The sequence below is a fragment of the Shewanella xiamenensis genome, from assembly GCF_024971755.1.
Lineage (GTDB): Bacteria > Pseudomonadota > Gammaproteobacteria > Enterobacterales > Shewanellaceae > Shewanella > Shewanella xiamenensis.
Genome location: NZ_CP079718.1, coordinates 4,537,688 through 4,554,171, shown reverse-complemented (window position 1 = coordinate 4,554,171; position 16,484 = coordinate 4,537,688). Strand labels below are relative to the sequence as shown.

The following is a 16,484-nucleotide window of genomic DNA, read 5'->3' as shown; positions in this document are numbered from 1 at the left end:
AAGGAAATCAAATGACTACTGTTGCGGACTATAAAATCAATCAACAACAACTCGTTTGCGTCGCGAGCTTTTTAGCCAAAGAAGGCAAAACCGAGGCCTTGATTGCGGCGCTCGCCTCGCTGATCCCCGATACACGCCGTGAAGCCGGTTGTATTCGGTATGAGCTCAACGTCAGCCGTGATGAACCGCGCCGCGTGACCTTTGTGGAGAAGTTTGTTGATATTACTGCCTTCGATCAGCACTGCGCTAAAGAGGCTATTCAACATTATTTCCACCAAGTGATGCCTGAGTTGGTTGAGTCGTTCCAAGTCGAAACCTATCATCAGGTCATCGTCTAAGTGTTTTACCGTGTTATCGCTTAATAAACCTTATGTCGTCAGTAGAATGTATTAATTTACATTGTCTTTGCAGTTTATAGCATTGTATCAGGAGATTTTATTGGTTAGCTTACAGTCTTCGCTATTCAATACCGCAACAAAATGTTAAAAACCAATTAACTCACGGATGTATACAATGCTAAAAACATGGACACTGAGCCTTATTCCCCTCGTATTTCTCGGTTTGAGCGGTTGTGCATCGACAAATGCTGATACTAACTCTAACTCGAAAGTTACAAATACTGCTGAAAAGAAAGCTGCCAAGGAGTGTGACAAAGTTGCATCTATTGGCTCCAATATTGGACGTTGCAAAAAATAACATCCTGAAGCTTTGGGTTATAAGCATGCTCAATTCAGCTAAATCTGCAATCAATTAGATCAAATTTGTGCGACGGCCTGGTTTGCCATCAGCAGCTACTGATTGACTCCTAAAACACCTGATGAACCCCATCGGGTGTTTTTATTTAAAGGTGTAATGCCGCGGTTAATCGCTCAAAGGAAATGGCAAAACCTGACGCATCAATCAGCTTTATTTATTAAAAATTAATTGGTTAGTTTTTTGCTTGGTTGGTGTTTAAGAGTATGGTGTAGAGAACTGAGCTTAACTTATTAGATAATACTGATATTGAGTTGATTCAATCAGTCGTCAAGAGTTGTAATGGAAGAATTTGGCATTACAGTAAGTCGGCTTATCAAACTGTAATGCCAAAATTTATCGCGGGCAGTACTAAGCGTTATTTTGCCGCTTGATATACCTTAATTCGATTTCTTTCAAACGACGATTAAAGTCTTCTAAATGTGCCAACATGGCGGCTTCGGCTTTGGCTTCATCTTTTTCGATAACGGCTTGAACGATAATATCGTGTAAGCCCAAGGGATGGATTTCATCCGTTGGTGGCTCAAACTTTATTGTTTGATTTTTAAGTAAAATCAATAGTGATTTTACAATTGCCTCTAAGAAACGGTTGCCTGACATTTCTGCTAATAAATAATGCACTTCAGAGCGTAAAGCGACAGTCTCGGGATATGCGTACGAGTCATTTTCATGTCGCAATGCTTCATGCAGCGCAATTGCTTGTGCTGGTGTGCAATTTTTAGCTGCCATTCTGGTGACTTGAGGCTCAATCAAAATGCGCGCTTGGCATAATTCGGGGAGTGATAACTTTCCCATCATAAACATGTCATGGCAGGCATCACTTAAACGCTCAAATGTCAGATGTTTAACAAATGCACCACCCGTTGCACCTTGGCGAATTTCTACCAAGCCGCTCGCTTCAAGGCTCTTAATGGCTTCCCTGACAACGGTTCGACTCACTTGGAATAATTCTATGAGTTCGCGTTCGGATGGTAGTTTATCACCAGCTTTATAATCGCCACCTAAAATAGCATTTTTTAGCTGTTGTCCAACTTCACTAGATGCTTTTATCTGCTTAATTGGCTTGAAGTTATGCACTAGTTTGCCCTCAATATGCTTAGTTCCGCCATCTTAACATAAAAGTACTTTTGAGGCAGAAAATGTACTCTCGCATTTCCTATATTAGTGATTAAAAAACATTCATTTTTGTTGATCGAAGTAACATCTCTATAAATTTCGCAACTAGTTTCTCATATTTGCTCAGTCTTCATTGTTAAGTAAGGTTATACGTCATACATTTCTCCAAAGTGGTTTGGAGTCTGTTTCTTAACCAGTATAGGCATGGCAAACATGTCAACTAATAACAGGAAGATGATGATGAAAATGAAAAGCCTATCTTTTTTTGTGCTGTCTGCTCTTTCTGTATCTGCGTTCGCAGATACAACGATTGATAAAATGTTTAGCGATGGAACCGTTAAAGGAGAATTGCGGTTATTTGATTTTACGCGTGATTATGATGGCGCAACGAATAAAAAACATGATACGTCATTAGGTGGGCTGTTTTATTATAATACTGCTAAAGTTAACGGAATTAGTTTTGGTACTAGCTTTGCCTCTGCTAATCCTATTTGGACTAATGACTCTGATAGTGTTTATGGTTTGGTTGCTCGAGATGAAAATGGCGACCATGATAGTGTCAATCGATTACAAGAATATTTTATTCAAGGTGATTGGTGGAATACTAAATTTAAACTTGGGGCTCAAGAATTAAGAACTCCGATGATGAATCCTCACGATATTAGAGCCATTCCAAGAACCTTTCGTGGTTTTTCTGTTGAAAATAATAGCGTAAATAATCTCACTCTTTCCGCATTGTATATTACGGACTCAATGGGATGGTCTGATAACAGCTTCATATCGGTTAAAGAAGCTGTACAAAGTGAGCTAGCCAGAGCGGGTGTGATTACTGAGGTGGCAGATAACCCTGTTTATGCTCTGGGTGCTAAATATCAGTTACCTTTCGAAGCGGTCAAAACCGAGGTTAATCTTTGGCATTACCGCATGGAAGATGTTTTTAATCAAACCTATGCAAAAGTAAAATTTTCCACTGACATCAGTGCGGTTAATTTTTATCTCACTCCATCTTACTTAACTCAGAAAGCAACGGGTGATGAAACTGGCGGCCCACTAGACACATATCAATATGGTTTCCATCTCGGTGCCAAGTTTGCTGGTGCTGATGTCACTTATCTATATGCTAAAACTGGTGATGACACTGTGCTCACTCCATGGGGAGATGAAAAAGTGGTTATTCAACAGGTATATCAATCTGCGCGTGCTGATGAAGAAGTCAATGCATTAAAACTAGCCTATGATTTTGAGAAACTGGGCCTTAATGGATTAGAGGCCTATGCATATTATGGTCAATATGATGTACCAGAAAATGCTGGTAGTGATTTTAGCGAAATGAACTATTCAATTAGTTATAAATTCTCTGGAGCACTTTCCGGTTTAGGGTTAAAAGCTCGTTATGCCACTATTGATTTTGATCAAGGTGAGAATTTCAATGATGTTCGGTTCTATATTAACTATAAATTTACTTTAGGTCATTAGTACTGAAAACTGCTCCCCTGCAACTTTTTAAGGGTATACCATTGTTTTGGGTATACCTATTTTTTCTTGTGAAATGAATTTTAAATTACTTTTTAATTAGATAATTAAAATTAGAGTATTTATCTATTAAATGGTGAGTTTGAAAATAGTCTGAAGTTGCTTATTAAATAAGGTTAGTTTTTCCATAAATTAAATATTTTGTGAAGTACTGCAAAGATGTTGCTAATACCTCTTTTTATGTATTGTCATATGTCATACATTTAATTGTCGATTGATTGGGTGTTCTTAAGTCAACGCAGCGGTTTTTAGCTTCTAAATACACGTAAAAAATCTGGGCACGAATAGACCCAGCACCATTGTGAGTGCAATACCACTCGCAATGAGGGCAAAGGAGTATCAAATGAGTAATAAATCGAAAGAAATTGATCAATACACAGCGAGTGTGCTTCAAAACGGGATCTCTCGAAGAAGTTTTCTGACTCGGGCGGCAATGGGCAGTGGTGGTTTAGCTTTTGCCTCTTTAGGAATGGGGTCTGCCAGTGCTGCACCACTGCAAGTCGGCGCTGAATGTGCCGAGATTGGCGGTGCTGCCTTAAGTTTTTTACCTAAACCTAAACCGATCGCAGATAAAGATATCGCAACGACTCAAACCTTTGACGTTGTTGTTGTTGGTGCCGGAGCTTCTGGTGTTCCAGCTGCATTATCTGCCAGAGAAAATGGCGCCACAGTTGCCTGTTTACAAAAACAAGCCATTCCTGTTTCACAGGGAAACACTGGTGCTGGTATCGATCTGAAAAACAGTGATAAAGCGGCTATTGAGGCGTTAGTAAGCCGTTTGATGGCTGATAATGCTCACCGCTCGCATCCTGGTTTATTAAGACAATGGGCTTACAACTCCGGTGAAGCAGTCACTTGGGTGATTGATCGAATGAAACAAAGTGGTGGCCAAGTGGTCGATCAGGGTACCAAGGTACAACATGGTATTCGTGGTATTGCGGACCAATCTGATCGTTTAAATTTTGTGACCTCATTCTGTGGCCCTAAACCCTACACAACCGGTGATGGTATTCGTGCACTGGCAAAAACAGCGGAAAAGGCAGGTGTAAAATTCTTCTTTAACACTCCTGCACAACAACTGATCCAAGACGAATCAGGCAAAGTGATCGGTGTTATTGCTCAAACTCGTGATGGTAAGTACCACAAATACATGGCGAAGAAAGGGGTCATTCTGTCTTCTGGTGATTACCAAAATAACAAGGCCATGTGTGATTTCTTTATTCCAGATTTGAAAAACTTTGAACGCAAACAAATGGACCGTACCGGTGATGGTTTTGCTATGGCGTATTGGGCCGGTGGGGTTATTGAACCTGTTGGTCATACCAAAATGTTGCATGACTTCGACGCGGGCCCTGCTTCAATGTGCGATATGCCTTTCTTAGCCGTTAACCGTAAAGGCGAACGCTTCGTTAATGAAACAGTTGAAATGTCATTAATGAATAACTACCTGAAAGATGAGTATAACGCGGGACATTACTCCCAGGTATTTGATTCGGATTACATGACACAAGCGAAGGATTGGCCTGGTCATCTTTATTCACCAGAGGAGCTTAAGGTTTATATGCCTGAAGTGCCCGGCGAGAAAAAAGGTGTATTCCCTTCTTTGACCAATACCTACGCCGCCAACACCTTAGAAGAATTAGCTGTGAAGCTAGAATGTGATCCCAAAACCTTTGTTGCAAGCGTGAATCGTTACAACGAATTGTGCAAAAAAGGTAAAGACGAAGATTTTGGTAAACCAGCCAGCAAAATGGTTCCAGTGCTTAAACCGCCGTTTTACGGCATTCATCGTCGTATGAGAATTTCAACCTTATGTTCAGGAATTCTGGTGAACGAAAATCATCAAGTACTGGATGCGGATGGTAAAGAAATTCCTGGCCTGTTTATTGTCGGCAACTTGGGTGCGGGCTTCTATGGTGGTGTTGATTACCCATTAACAGTATTCGGTCTGTCTCTGGGACGTTGCTACACCTTTGGCTACTTAGCGGGCAAATACGTCGCGAAACTTTAAACGCCAAATTATCAATAGCGGCTGCTTTTAGTTGGCATCCAGTGACATGAATGATGGAATTTAAAAATGAAAAATCTCACAATTATTTTGGCTCTTGTCTTGGGCATTTTCGCAGCAAGTGCGATAGCAAAAGACAATGTTCTACTCGATCAAACCCATGCTGCAAAAGGGATTAAATGTAACAGTTGCCATGGAACAGGAGAGCGTCAAGCTGTGCCTATGCTTAAGTGTGTGCAATGCCATAACACTGAAAAGCTGGCGCTAAAAACTGAAAACCTGAAACCGACTAACCCCCATAACAACCGTCACTTTGCTACCGAGACGGATTGTGCTAAGTGCCACCACGTACACCAAAAGTCAGAAAATTTATGTGTAAGTTGTCACCCAAGGTTTGATTTGGTTACTCCCTAGAACCTTATCAGCATTAACTTGATATAAAGTATTGCAAATCGAAAATGCCAGTTAATGCTAACTGGCATTTCTTTTGGTCGGGTTTCACGACTTTATGCCTGAGTAACCATTTTTTAATGGCCTTTCCAATGGGTTATTTTCGTACCTACATCATCATCTTCAACGGTTAAGGTATTTATTTTTAGGTTTGTTTTATTAAGCCAGTGAGTGGTTTCTACAAAAATAACTATACATATATGTTTTTTCATATATATTAAATTCCATATGTAATTTTATCTACCTTTGGACTAAACCATGCAACCTGTCGCATTTTTTAAGGCGCTTGCCGATGAAACTCGGTTGAAATGTCTGCTGCTGATCCAGCGGGAAGGGGAATTATGCGTGTGTGAACTGATGGCTGCGCTGTCTGAAAGTCAGCCCAAGGTTTCGCGCCACTTGGCTCAGTTAAAAAAAGCCCGGCTGTTAGTCGATCGACGTCAAGGACAATGGGTGTTTTATCGGATTAATACTGAGATCGCGCCTTGGTGCCAGCAGGTACTTGCCCAAACCTGTGATGATAACGACATCTTTTTGCAGGAGAACCTGCGTAATCTCTGTCAAATGGGTGGGCGGCCTGAGCGAGCAAAAGCGTGTTGTTAATATAGCTTTTGAAACGTACTGGATTGGAGTTTGTCATGGCGGCTATAGAACAATATGTGGAGCTAACCCCCGATTTTAACGTGCTTTTTTTGTGCACACATAATGCTTGTCGGAGCATTTTAGCGGAGGCTATTGCTCGGCAACTGGCATTGGGGTTGCCACTGACTTTTATGAGTGCTGGCAGCGCTCCGTCGGGCAAGGTCCATCCTATGACCCTGAAACATCTTCAGCAACATGGGTATTCAACCGCAGGACTTCACAGTAAAAGTTGGGAGGCGTTAGCTGACTTCTCGCCGGATCTGGTTATCACAGTTTGTGATAGTGCAGCGGGCGAGACTTGCCCTTTATGGCTAGGAAATACCCCGAAATTGCACTGGGGATTACCCGATCCAAGCCAGCTGAACGTTGAAGATCAAGATGTCTTATTTTTTAAAATAATCAGATTGTTAGAGGGACGGATAGGTGCTTTGCAGCGTGTTGATTTAAAGGCCGAGCCTAGGGTTTTATCGGCAGCATTACAGCAAATTGTACTTGCCCACCCGTTAGTCGATTAAGAGGTTTATATGGGAATTTTTGAGCGTTATTTAAGTGTTTGGGTCGGGCTGAGCATTATTGCTGGGGTTGTGTTGGGGAATGTTGTCCCCGGTCTATTTGCTGCTGTAGCCGCGCTTGAATATGCCCATGTTAATTTAGTCATCGCCCTGTTTATCTGGGTAATGATTTATCCCATGATGGTGCAGATTGATTTTTCTGCGGTGAAAGATGTTGGCAAAGCGCCGAAGGGATTGATGTTAACGCTTTTCATCAACTGGCTCGTTAAACCTTTTACTATGGCATTGTTAGGCTGGTTATTTTTCAAGTTGCTATTTGCCGACTGGGTTGATCCACAAACCGCCAGTGAATATATCGCGGGAATGATATTACTCGGTGTGGCGCCTTGTACTGCAATGGTGTTTGTGTGGAGTCAACTGACGAAAGGTGACCCGAACTATACGCTAGTGCAAGTCTCTGTTAACGATATCATTATGGTGTTTTTATTTGCGCCACTCTCGGCATTATTACTCGGTGTGAGCGATATTCAAGTGCCATGGGAAACTCTGTTACTTTCGGTTGTCCTCTATGTGTTATTGCCTTTGATTGCGGGTGTTGCGACTCGAAAACGCCTTGAGACGAGCCATGATACGAGTGCTGTGCCGCAGTTACTGGCTAAACTCAAACCTTGGTCTGTGATTGGGCTACTCGCGACGGTTGTGCTGTTATTTGGTTTTCAAGCGAAGACCATTGTGAGTCAACCACAGAATATTCTACTCATAGCTATCCCTTTGATTATTCAAAGCTATGGCATTTTTATCTTGGCCTATTGGCTTGCCTTAAAACTAAAACTTACCCATGCGATTGCGGCACCAGCGAGCATGATTGGCTCTTCTAACTTTTTTGAGCTGGCGGTCGCTGTGGCTATTTCATTATTTGGTCTGCACTCGGGAGCGGCTCTCGCGACTGTGGTTGGGGTATTAGTTGAGGTGCCTGTGATGTTGTCGCTGGTGTATTTTGCGAATCGTACTCGGCACTGGTTTCAATCTTAATAAATCGCAGGGTGTAGGTCTGCATTGTTTTAAGGAGCGATATGTTCCAAATATTTACTGATTTTGCGACTTGGCTAGTGTTTGGCGTGTTTGGCCTCGATGCGTGTTTGGCCTTGGGCGACGCAGTGCATTTTTTTGTTGAAGATGTCAGTAAAATTTTCGTATTGCTGGTGGTGATGATTTATGTGATCGCCCTGCTGCGGGCGTCCTTAGATGTTGAGCGAGTCCGCAATTATTTAGCGGGCAAGAATAAGGGCGTGGGTTATTTGCTGGGGTCGATTTTTGGCGCTATCACGCCTTTTTGTTCTTGCTCGAGTATCCCCGTCTTTTTAGGTTTTACCTCGGCGGGCATCCCCCTTGGGATTACTATGGCCTTTTTGATCACTTCACCTTTGATCAATGAAGTCGCTGTCCTATTACTAATGAGTTTACTCGGTTGGAAATTTACCTTGCTCTATGTGGCTGTGGGGATGGCAGTGGGTATGCTCGGCGGATTATTGCTAGATGCGATGAAGGCTGAGCGTTGGTTGCAATCCTTCGCCGCCGAAGCCCTCGTCCGTGGGCGTCAGATGACAGCATCAAATGCTGTTTCAACGACTCAGCGAACCCTCTCTTTTTCTGAACGTCATCAATTTGCCAAAGCTGAGGCTATTGATATTTTTGGCCGCGTCTGGAAGTGGGTCATTATCGGCGTAGGTCTTGGCGCTGCCCTGCACGGTTTTGTACCTGAGGGTTGGGTTGAAACCCACTTAGGCCAAGGTCAATGGTGGTCAGTGCCCGCGGCTGTATTAATCGGCATTCCCCTTTATTCGAATGCGACAGGCATTATTCCTGTCATGGAAAGCTTGCTAGCAAACGGTCTGCCAATTGGCACTACGCTAGCATTTTGTATGAGCACTGTGGCAGCCAGTTTCCCCGAATTTATTTTACTCAAACAAGTTATGCAGTGGCGCCTGTTGGCGCTGCTGTTGATTGTGCTATTAACGGCATTTACGTTAGTAGGTTGGATGTTTAATTTTGCAGCACCGTATCTTTAAGGAAATAACATGAAACAAGTCAAAGTATTAGGTAGTGGTTGCGCTAAATGTAGTAAAACCGCTGAAATGATTGCGGATATATCTGAAGAAATGGGCATAGATGTGATTGTGAAAAAGGATGCCGATCCGCAAACCCTATTGAAATTTAACGTAATGAAAACCCCAGCGGTTGTGATCGATGGTGAGTTAATCCACAGCGGCTCAGTACCGACCCGAGATGAAATTGAAGGATGGCTAAGGGAGTAAATTAGTAGCCATTATCATTGAGCAAGACTTGCTTTTGGCCTAGCAATAATCGTCGTTAACAAGATGCGCCATTGTCATCCAATAGGGTTGGCAATGGCGATGTAATCGCTTAAGTAAAAAGTCCGCAATACTCATAACATATTAAAAATTAACAATATAAAATTTTAAATCAACATATTGGAATATCAGCATGGCAATCAAAATTGGCATTAATGGCTTCGGACGTATGGGGCGTTTAGCCCTGCGTGCAGCATGGGAATGGGATGAGGTGGAGTTTGTGCAGATTAACGATCCGGCGGGGGATGCGGCCATCTTAGCTCATTTGCTTGAGTTTGATTCTGTCCATGGCCGCTGGTGTCATCCCGTGACGGCGAGTAATGATCAGATCCACATTCAAGATAAAAGCATTCGCACCACACGTAATAAAACGATTGCCGAGACCGATTGGTCTGGATGCGATGTAGTGATTGAAGCCTCTGGGGTGATGAAAACCAAAGCCTTATTACAAGCCTATTTAGATCAAGGTGTTAAACGGGTTGTAGTCACTGCGCCAGTCAAAGAGGAAGGAGTGTTAAATGTGGTGATGGGTGTGAATAACCAGTTGTACGATCCGGCTATTCATCCGATTGTGACCGCGGCATCTTGTACCACCAACTGCCTTGCGCCTGTGGTTAAAGTGATCCACGAGCAGATCGGCATCAAGCACGGTTCTATGACTACGATCCACGATATTACTAACACCCAAACCATTCTCGATGCGCCCCACAAGGATTTACGCCGCGCCCGCGCCTGTGGCTTGAGTTTAATCCCCACCACTACTGGCAGCGCGACGGCGATTACCCATATTTTCCCCGAGCTTAAGGGCAAGCTAAATGGCCACGCCGTGCGGGTGCCGCTCGCCAATGCCTCTCTAACCGATTGTGTATTTGAGCTTGAACGCAGCGTGACCGAAGAAGAAGTGAATGCGCTGCTACAAACCGCCGCTGAGGGGGAGCTTAAGGGGATTTTAGGCTATGAAGAGCGGCCGCTGGTGTCGGTGGATTACAAAACCGATCCCCGTTCGAGCATTGTCGATGCGCTCTCGACCATGGTGGTGAATGGTACTCAGCTAAAACTCTACGTGTGGTACGACAATGAGTGGGGCTACGCCAATCGCACCGCCGAACTTGCCCGTTTAGTCGGTCAGCTTGATGTGCCACGTTAGGAGAGCATAGTGCCTGCTGCCAAGCTATTTGAACAACTGATGCAATTGCCCGCCGCCGTGCGGCAATATTTGCTGATCACCTTCAATTATTGGAGTTTTACCTTAACCGACGGCGCGCTGCGGATGTTGGTGGTGCTGCATTTTCACGATCTCGGTTATACGCCATTCGCGATTGCGATGTTGTTCTTGTTCTATGAGATTTTTGGCGTCGTAACCAATCTGGTGGGCGGCTATCTCGGTGCGCGTTTAGGGTTAAATCGCACCATGAACCTAGGTCTTAGCATGCAGGTGTTGGCATTAGGAATGTTATTGGTACCTGCCGCCAGTTTACCGCTGTGGCTCGCGGGCGTGCCTTGGGTGATGGCGGCGCAGGCGCTTTCTGGAGTTGCTAAAGATCTCAATAAGATGAGTGCTAAAAGCGCGATCAAACTGCTAGTACCAAAAGGCGAGCAAGGCAAGCTTTATAAGTGGGTAGCCTTGTTAACGGGTTCTAAAAATGCCCTCAAGGGCGCGGGATTTTTCCTCGGAGGTGTTTTGCTTGCCTTACTTGGATTTGAGCTGGCGATCGCCACTATGGCGAGTATGCTCGGACTCGTATGGCTACTGAGCTTAGTGATGCTGAAGAAGGATTTAGGTAAAGCCAAGAATAAGCCTAAATTTACGGAGATTTTCTCTAAGAGTCGCAGTGTGAACATTCTCTCGGCGGCTCGATTATTCCTGTTTGCCGCCAGGGATGTGTGGTTTGTGGTGGCGCTGCCTGTGTATCTAGCGAGTAAATTTGGCTGGGATCATTGGGCGGTGGGCGGCTTTTTAGCTGTGTGGGTTATCGGCTACGGTATAGTACAAACCTTGGCGCCTAAGATCACTGGGAATCACCAACACCAAAGCTTAGCCGTCGGTGCTGTACCCGATGGTCGCAGCGCGTTAATTTGGGCCAGTATCTTGGCCTTTATCCCAGCATTGATTGCTAGCGCGATACAGTTCAGTTTTTACCCTGAAGCCAGTTTGTTGCTGGGCTTAATGCTATTTGGTGCTCTGTTTGCGGTGAACTCGTCGCTGCACAGTTATTTGATTGTGAGTTATGCCAGCGAAGAGGCGGTATCCCTCGATGTTGGATTTTATTATATGGCCAACGCTATGGGGCGTTTGGTGGGAACCGTGCTTTCTGGCTGGGTGTATCAGAGTCATGGGCTGGTGGCCTGCTTATGGATGTCGACAGCCTTTATCGCGACTACGGCCTTGATTTCTATTAAGTTGCCTCGACAATCGAAGGAATAACAACATGTTAATCTGGCGAAAGCACTTCAAGGGGAAGAGTTCGATTGGCTTAGCCTGTATTGTTTCGCTACTTGCAGCCTTTGTTGCGCCACTCTGCGCATCGGTTTCCCCGACGTTAAGTCCCAAAGAGGCCGACATACCCAATCTCGCTTCAACATCCATTCGAGATTGGAAAAATCCAGCCTACATCACCCAAGCTTTCGATGAGATAGCCCTTAAAAATGAATACGATAAAGATAAGCACCGAGTACGAAAATGGCAAAAACCCGTGCGCGTCTTTGTTGAGCACCAAGTTGGCGACAATATACTGCATGCGCAATTGGTGCAGATGCATCTAAGTCATCTCGCGCAAATCACGGGTCACAGTATTTTGCAGGTAGATAAGCTCGAAGAGGCTAATTTACATTTAGTCTTTACCCGCCAATCCCAATGGGCCGATGAGGTGATGCGCCTCATGGGCGCGAGTGCAGCCAGTAATATTCATGGCTCTGTTTGTATGGGTAAATTTGCCCTCAACTCTCAGAATGAGATTGAGCGCGCCTGGGTAATTATTCCTGTGGATCAGGCAAAAATGCACGGTAAGTTAGTGGCTTGTATCGTCGAAGAAATCACTCAAGTACTTGGGTTACCCAATGATTCTGAAAAAGTATTTCCATCCATCTTTAACGATAAAACCCCGCAGGACTTACTCACTGGGCTCGATTATATTTTGCTGAAATTACTCTACAGTCGCCAGATTAACGCAGGGATGACGGCAAAAGAAGTGCAACCCATCATTCAAGATCAACTCGCTCAATGGCAGCGTGATGGCACCTTAATCAATGCCGATAAAACCGTGCGCCAAGGTGAGTTGTACCCGCTATTAGGTTATTGATGCTTGAGTGTTACGGCAAAAGTTGACATTGCTCGCATGCGACTAATTATTGCTTTTTGTTTTAGGAATAAGGGCATAGTCTAGCTTTATACGAGGTAATCACGTTGGAGGCACACCATGCGGATGACACTGCAGTTTTTAGGGGCGACAGAGGAAGTGACCGGCTCATGCCATTTGCTCTCGGTCGATCATGAACGCTTATTACTCGATTGTGGTTTAATCCAAGGTGGTAAAGCGGATGAATTGCGTAACCATGAGCCCTTCACCTTCGATCCTGAGTCTATTTCCGCGGTTGTGCTCAGCCATGCTCATATCGACCATTCAGGGCGTTTACCACTCTTAGTCAAAGCGGGTTTTGATGGGCCAATCTATACCCATAAAGCCACAGCAGAGCTGTGCGCGATCATGCTTAAAGATGCGGCGATGCTGCAGGTGCGCGACACCGAAAGAATCAATAAAAAGCGCGCTAAACATGATCTTGAACCCCTAGAGCCACTGTTCACCGTCGAAGATGCCGAACAGGCTATTAGTCAATTTGTGCCGCTGGAATACGGCCAAGTGACTCAGGTTATTCCCCATGTGGATATTTGCCTCTCAGATGCGGGGCATATTTTAGGTTCTGCCTTAGTCGAGTTATGGTTAGGCGAAGGTAAGTCCCAGAAGAAAATCGTCTTTAGTGGTGATCTTGGCCGGGCGGGTATGCCGATATTACGTAATCCCACCTTAGTCGACACCGCAGATTTAGTGTTAATGGAAAGCACCTACGGCGATCGTTTCCACCGAAGCTGGACTGATACTCTGGCCGAATTAAAGGCGATTTTTGCTAAGGCAGTCACCGAGAGCCGCGGTAATATTCTTTTGCCAGCCTTCTCAGTAGGGCGAGCGCAGGAGCTTTTATATCTATTTCATTTATATGCTAAAGATTGGGATTTATCTCGCTGGAAAGTCTGCCTCGATAGTCCAATGGCGATTGAGGCAACACGGGTATATGTTAATAACTATCCGTTAATGGATGATGATTTTAAGCGTTTTACTCGCCAGCATCCGGGGCAACATCCCTTATTATCGAATGTCGAATTTATTCAAACTACTGAAGAGTCTATCGCATTAAACGATGTGCATCAGGGCTTGATCATTATTGCGGGTAGCGGCATGTGTAATGGTGGCCGTATCCGTAGTCATTTGGAACATAATCTGTGGCGGCCAGAATGTGATGTGATTATCTGTGGTTTCCAAGCGCTTGGCACGCCTGGACGAGCCTTGGTCGATGGCGCGGAGGAGCTCACTATCCATGGTAATAGCGTCAAAGTTGCCGCCAAGTTACATACCATCGGAGGCTTATCCGCCCATGCGGATCAGGCAGAGTTGCTACGTTGGTATCGGCACTTTGAAGATCAACCACCTTTATTGCTAGTGCATGGCGAAGCCGAAGCCCAGCAGGGGTTAGTGGCAGCCATGAATCAAGAGCCTAAAACCAAACCTAAAGCACTGGCTATTGCCACCCGTGGCGATAAGTTGGATTTGAACGCTTTACCCAAACTGATGTGGATAACGGCTTAAGCTTAAGCCCACTACCTAAAGAGGTTGTGGGCAAACTACTGCGTTAGTCTGAGTTGTTATCAAATTCAGTGTCGTCGAGTAACTCGAGGCTTGGGTCGATACTGGGCACATCTTTAAATAGGCGAGTGAAATGACGTTGCACTCCTTTCAAATCGATTCCTGCCAATCCTGAGGCGAAACCAAACCAAGCATACAAACCGCTGAAGTTGTCGAACATGGGCGGTAAATATTTTGGTGGCGTAATGATGCCTTCTTGGCAGGCTTGATAGAGAACGGGAATATCCTCAATGGCGAGTTTGCCCAAAAACAGCATAGGGATAAGTTCGGGTAAACCCGATGTGATGGCGCTGCGGATAAAGTTGATGTTCTCGACATAACCACGCACATAGGAAATATCTTTGGTAAAAAAGCTGCCGCCTTCGACCATACCGCCACGAAACACCCTTTGTGTGACTCGATAACTATCCTTAGCGCTAAGATTTAACTCTCTAAAATAGTTAAATACTTCAATAAAGTTGGCCCCATTTTCCGCCATATCTACCGCTGCGACACGGTCGCTAATACGGCGGGCACGGCCTGGGTTTGAGCTTAGGGTGAGCATTTCGAGTAATACAGCAAGCCCTTCTTGGGTGGCAGCTACGCGGGGAGAGCCGACGCTGAGCCAAGTAGCATGGGGTTGAGCCCGACCATTCAGGGTGGTGCCCACATGCACCCACCCTTCATGAACTTCGTACACATTGAGATCTGACTCGCTGAACATGGCCTTACTATTGAGTTTGACCGTATCGCCCCCCACCGCGGCGTCAGACACAATCCCGTCACTCAAACGCACCCGCATATCATCGCTATGGAAGTATTTTTCCAATCGCTGGCTCAGCACATTCACGGCTTCGGGGGCACTGATGATTTTAGGGTGATGCTTATTCATATGCCGCGCTGCGGGCAATGAGAAGATATAACTGAGTTTATCGCCCAATTGACGTAGAGTGTGGCGATCGCCATGTAATCTGTGGCTGGCGCTGCCGTAGAGCTCTTGGCTAAGCTGACCAAAGACAGGGGTCCCTCGATGACCCAGCATATCGACCACCAGACGATACTGGTCTACGTTAGCGACTAATATCTTGCCCAGCTTGTCTTTTTTGCCTAAACGTCGATGAATGTCTTGTTTGAGAGAAAGTAATTCAGCCTGTGTTTTTACGGGATCGAAGGGCAGAGCAATTTTTTGATAAAAATCCTGTGTAATTGCTGGCAGAACCGTGCCTTTACTAGAAAGAAAACGCTCCTCCATTTCCCGTGGCCATTTGATGGCGTCTAAAATCTTGATCGGGGTTTGAATGCGGATCAGCTCATCGGAAAAGCGACGTAAATCTTCTTGGTACTGGGCTAATGACTCTGACATTCCCGAAATCCTGTTGCTACTTAGGCGCTAAAATTAGTTCAATCATAGCGGTAAAGTCGTTGTTTTTATAGGTTTCTTACCCAGAACAATTAAATCTTGTCGATTAAGTATCTTATCTGCTATCGATTTAGTGAATCATTTTGGTGCAATATGAATTGTTTTAGCCTGAAAATGGCGAAGATTTTTTATGCAAGTAACTGTTAAATATTGTTTTATCCCAATGAGACTAAGACTAATTAGCTTATGCTAAAAGTTTATAAAGTCTATATGAGATGATTATGGCTGCATTGTGCTATTTGAGAAACGATGCAGCAGTGCATGCGTTGGTGGTGCCGATTTAACGGTAGCTGATAAAACTAGGCTGACACAGGTTTATAAAATGAGGAAAAGTCGGCTTGGTAAATCAGTGTTAACGTTTGCACCCAGCCCCAAGGAGCTGGGTGAAGGTTTGGATAACAGTCGTGAACTTAAACGACCATAATGCCTTATGGGAGTAGGAAGTTTAGAAAAAGTCATCATCTCCTAATGCGCGTCGTAATTCGGCACGTTCGAGATAATCTTCTAAGCGTTTCTTGATTTCACGCTTGTGCTGCATTGCCTCTGCTGCTTTGCTATTTCTAGGGGTGGTCATTGCCTCAATTTCAGTATCGTTGGGCACGACTTCAGTAATATGAGCCATAACGAATTCCTCATGTTGTTCCTAACGCCTTTCTATCTAAAAAGAGTGTGGCAGAAAAGCAAAAAATTTTACTCATAAATGCAAATTTTTTTTCCCATACGACAGTGTGTTACTCCTATGGCATTACTGGATTTTTAGGGGAATTAAGGCTATTTAAGTTT

16 protein-coding genes are annotated in these 16,484 nt (G+C 44.5%); 13 read left to right on the top strand and 3 right to left on the bottom strand.

Annotation, left to right across the window (positions count from 1 at the left end; genetic code table 11):
• The first annotated feature begins 11 nt into the window (after positions 1–11).
• Positions 12–338 carry a putative quinol monooxygenase gene (locus tag KXJ80_RS21080; protein ID WP_203432278.1) on the top strand — a complete coding sequence of 109 codons (327 nt, stop codon included), beginning with the start codon at positions 12–14 and terminating at the stop codon, positions 336–338.
• Between the two features lie 766 nt (positions 339–1,104).
• Here the strand turns inward: KXJ80_RS21080 and KXJ80_RS21075 are convergent.
• Positions 1,105–1,830 carry a FadR/GntR family transcriptional regulator gene (locus KXJ80_RS21075; RefSeq protein ID WP_203432277.1) on the bottom strand — a complete coding sequence of 242 codons (726 nt, stop codon included), beginning with the start codon at positions 1,828–1,830 and terminating at the stop codon, positions 1,105–1,107.
• 252 nt (positions 1,831–2,082) lie between these two features.
• On the opposite strand from KXJ80_RS21075, the gene KXJ80_RS21070 reads away from it, so the two are divergent.
• The 12 genes from KXJ80_RS21070 to KXJ80_RS21015 all read left to right on the top strand — a co-directional run bounded on the left by KXJ80_RS21070 (position 2,083) and on the right by KXJ80_RS21015 (position 14,245).
• A complete protein-coding gene (locus KXJ80_RS21070) occupies positions 2,083–3,345 on the top strand; it encodes an OprD family outer membrane porin (protein WP_259474506.1) in 1,263 nt (420 codons plus the stop codon).
• Between the two features lie 400 nt (positions 3,346–3,745).
• A complete protein-coding gene (locus KXJ80_RS21065; RefSeq protein WP_037413985.1) occupies positions 3,746–5,413 on the top strand; it encodes an FAD-dependent oxidoreductase in 1,668 nt (555 codons plus the stop codon).
• A gap of 66 nt (positions 5,414–5,479) precedes the next feature.
• The gene (locus tag KXJ80_RS21060; protein WP_037413986.1) at positions 5,480–5,824 is read left to right on the top strand and encodes a cytochrome c3 family protein; all 345 of its coding nucleotides are present in this window, start codon (positions 5,480–5,482) and stop codon (positions 5,822–5,824) included.
• Between the two features lie 294 nt (positions 5,825–6,118).
• Positions 6,119–6,463, top strand: a complete 345-nt coding sequence (locus tag KXJ80_RS21055) for a metalloregulator ArsR/SmtB family transcription factor (protein ID WP_037413988.1) — start codon at positions 6,119–6,121, stop codon at positions 6,461–6,463.
• Positions 6,464–6,498: 35 nt separating this feature from the next.
• Complete coding sequence (locus tag KXJ80_RS21050; protein ID WP_218737516.1) at positions 6,499–7,017, top strand: arsenate reductase ArsC; 519 nt, start codon at positions 6,499–6,501, stop codon at positions 7,015–7,017.
• A 9-nt stretch (positions 7,018–7,026) separates the two neighbouring features.
• Positions 7,027–8,046, top strand: coding sequence for an ACR3 family arsenite efflux transporter (arsB, locus tag KXJ80_RS21045; RefSeq protein ID WP_218677943.1), 1,020 nt, complete (start codon positions 7,027–7,029; stop codon positions 8,044–8,046).
• A gap of 41 nt (positions 8,047–8,087) precedes the next feature.
• Positions 8,088–9,083 (top strand): permease, encoded by a 996-nt coding sequence (locus KXJ80_RS21040; RefSeq protein WP_218677942.1) that lies wholly within the window; start codon positions 8,088–8,090, stop codon positions 9,081–9,083.
• A gap of 9 nt (positions 9,084–9,092) precedes the next feature.
• A complete protein-coding gene (locus tag KXJ80_RS21035; protein WP_037413994.1) occupies positions 9,093–9,329 on the top strand; it encodes a thioredoxin family protein in 237 nt (78 codons plus the stop codon).
• Positions 9,330–9,519: 190 nt separating this feature from the next.
• Positions 9,520–10,533, top strand: a complete 1,014-nt coding sequence (locus KXJ80_RS21030; protein WP_218737515.1) for an ArsJ-associated glyceraldehyde-3-phosphate dehydrogenase — start codon at positions 9,520–9,522, stop codon at positions 10,531–10,533.
• Positions 10,534–10,542: 9 nt separating this feature from the next.
• Positions 10,543–11,811 (top strand): organoarsenical effux MFS transporter ArsJ, encoded by a 1,269-nt coding sequence (arsJ, locus tag KXJ80_RS21025; RefSeq protein ID WP_218737514.1) that lies wholly within the window; start codon positions 10,543–10,545, stop codon positions 11,809–11,811.
• A 4-nt stretch (positions 11,812–11,815) separates the two neighbouring features.
• A complete protein-coding gene (locus KXJ80_RS21020; protein WP_218737513.1) occupies positions 11,816–12,685 on the top strand; it encodes a DUF2927 domain-containing protein in 870 nt (289 codons plus the stop codon).
• 117 nt (positions 12,686–12,802) lie between these two features.
• Positions 12,803–14,245, top strand: a complete 1,443-nt coding sequence (locus KXJ80_RS21015; RefSeq protein WP_218737512.1) for an MBL fold metallo-hydrolase RNA specificity domain-containing protein — start codon at positions 12,803–12,805, stop codon at positions 14,243–14,245.
• A 43-nt stretch (positions 14,246–14,288) separates the two neighbouring features.
• On the opposite strand, the gene KXJ80_RS21010 is transcribed toward KXJ80_RS21015, so the two are convergent.
• Together KXJ80_RS21010 and KXJ80_RS21005 are read right to left on the bottom strand one after the other, a co-directional pair.
• A complete protein-coding gene (locus tag KXJ80_RS21010; protein WP_037414006.1) occupies positions 14,289–15,644 on the bottom strand; it encodes a flavohemoglobin expression-modulating QEGLA motif protein in 1,356 nt (451 codons plus the stop codon).
• Positions 15,645–16,146: 502 nt separating this feature from the next.
• Positions 16,147–16,323, bottom strand: coding sequence for a PA3496 family putative envelope integrity protein (locus KXJ80_RS21005; RefSeq protein WP_011621344.1), 177 nt, complete (start codon positions 16,321–16,323; stop codon positions 16,147–16,149).
• Positions 16,324–16,484 lie beyond the last annotated feature (161 nt).

Coding starts and splice junctions, on each gene's coding strand:
- KXJ80_RS21080 (WP_203432278.1), top strand. CDS start 12: ATGACTACTGTTGCGGACTATAAAATCAATCAACAACAACTCGTTTGC.
- KXJ80_RS21070 (WP_259474506.1), top strand. CDS start 2,083: ATGTCAACTAATAACAGGAAGATGATGATGAAAATGAAAAGCCTATCT.
- KXJ80_RS21065 (WP_037413985.1), top strand. CDS start 3,746: ATGAGTAATAAATCGAAAGAAATTGATCAATACACAGCGAGTGTGCTT.
- KXJ80_RS21060 (WP_037413986.1), top strand. CDS start 5,480: ATGAAAAATCTCACAATTATTTTGGCTCTTGTCTTGGGCATTTTCGCA.
- KXJ80_RS21055 (WP_037413988.1), top strand. CDS start 6,119: ATGCAACCTGTCGCATTTTTTAAGGCGCTTGCCGATGAAACTCGGTTG.
- KXJ80_RS21050 (WP_218737516.1), top strand. CDS start 6,499: ATGGCGGCTATAGAACAATATGTGGAGCTAACCCCCGATTTTAACGTG.
- arsB (WP_218677943.1), top strand. CDS start 7,027: ATGGGAATTTTTGAGCGTTATTTAAGTGTTTGGGTCGGGCTGAGCATT.
- KXJ80_RS21040 (WP_218677942.1), top strand. CDS start 8,088: ATGTTCCAAATATTTACTGATTTTGCGACTTGGCTAGTGTTTGGCGTG.
- KXJ80_RS21035 (WP_037413994.1), top strand. CDS start 9,093: ATGAAACAAGTCAAAGTATTAGGTAGTGGTTGCGCTAAATGTAGTAAA.
- KXJ80_RS21030 (WP_218737515.1), top strand. CDS start 9,520: ATGGCAATCAAAATTGGCATTAATGGCTTCGGACGTATGGGGCGTTTA.
- KXJ80_RS21020 (WP_218737513.1), top strand. CDS start 11,816: ATGTTAATCTGGCGAAAGCACTTCAAGGGGAAGAGTTCGATTGGCTTA.
- KXJ80_RS21015 (WP_218737512.1), top strand. CDS start 12,803: ATGCGGATGACACTGCAGTTTTTAGGGGCGACAGAGGAAGTGACCGGC.
- KXJ80_RS21010 (WP_037414006.1), bottom strand. CDS start 15,644: ATGTCAGAGTCATTAGCCCAGTACCAAGAAGATTTACGTCGCTTTTCC.
- KXJ80_RS21005 (WP_011621344.1), bottom strand. CDS start 16,323: ATGGCTCATATTACTGAAGTCGTGCCCAACGATACTGAAATTGAGGCA.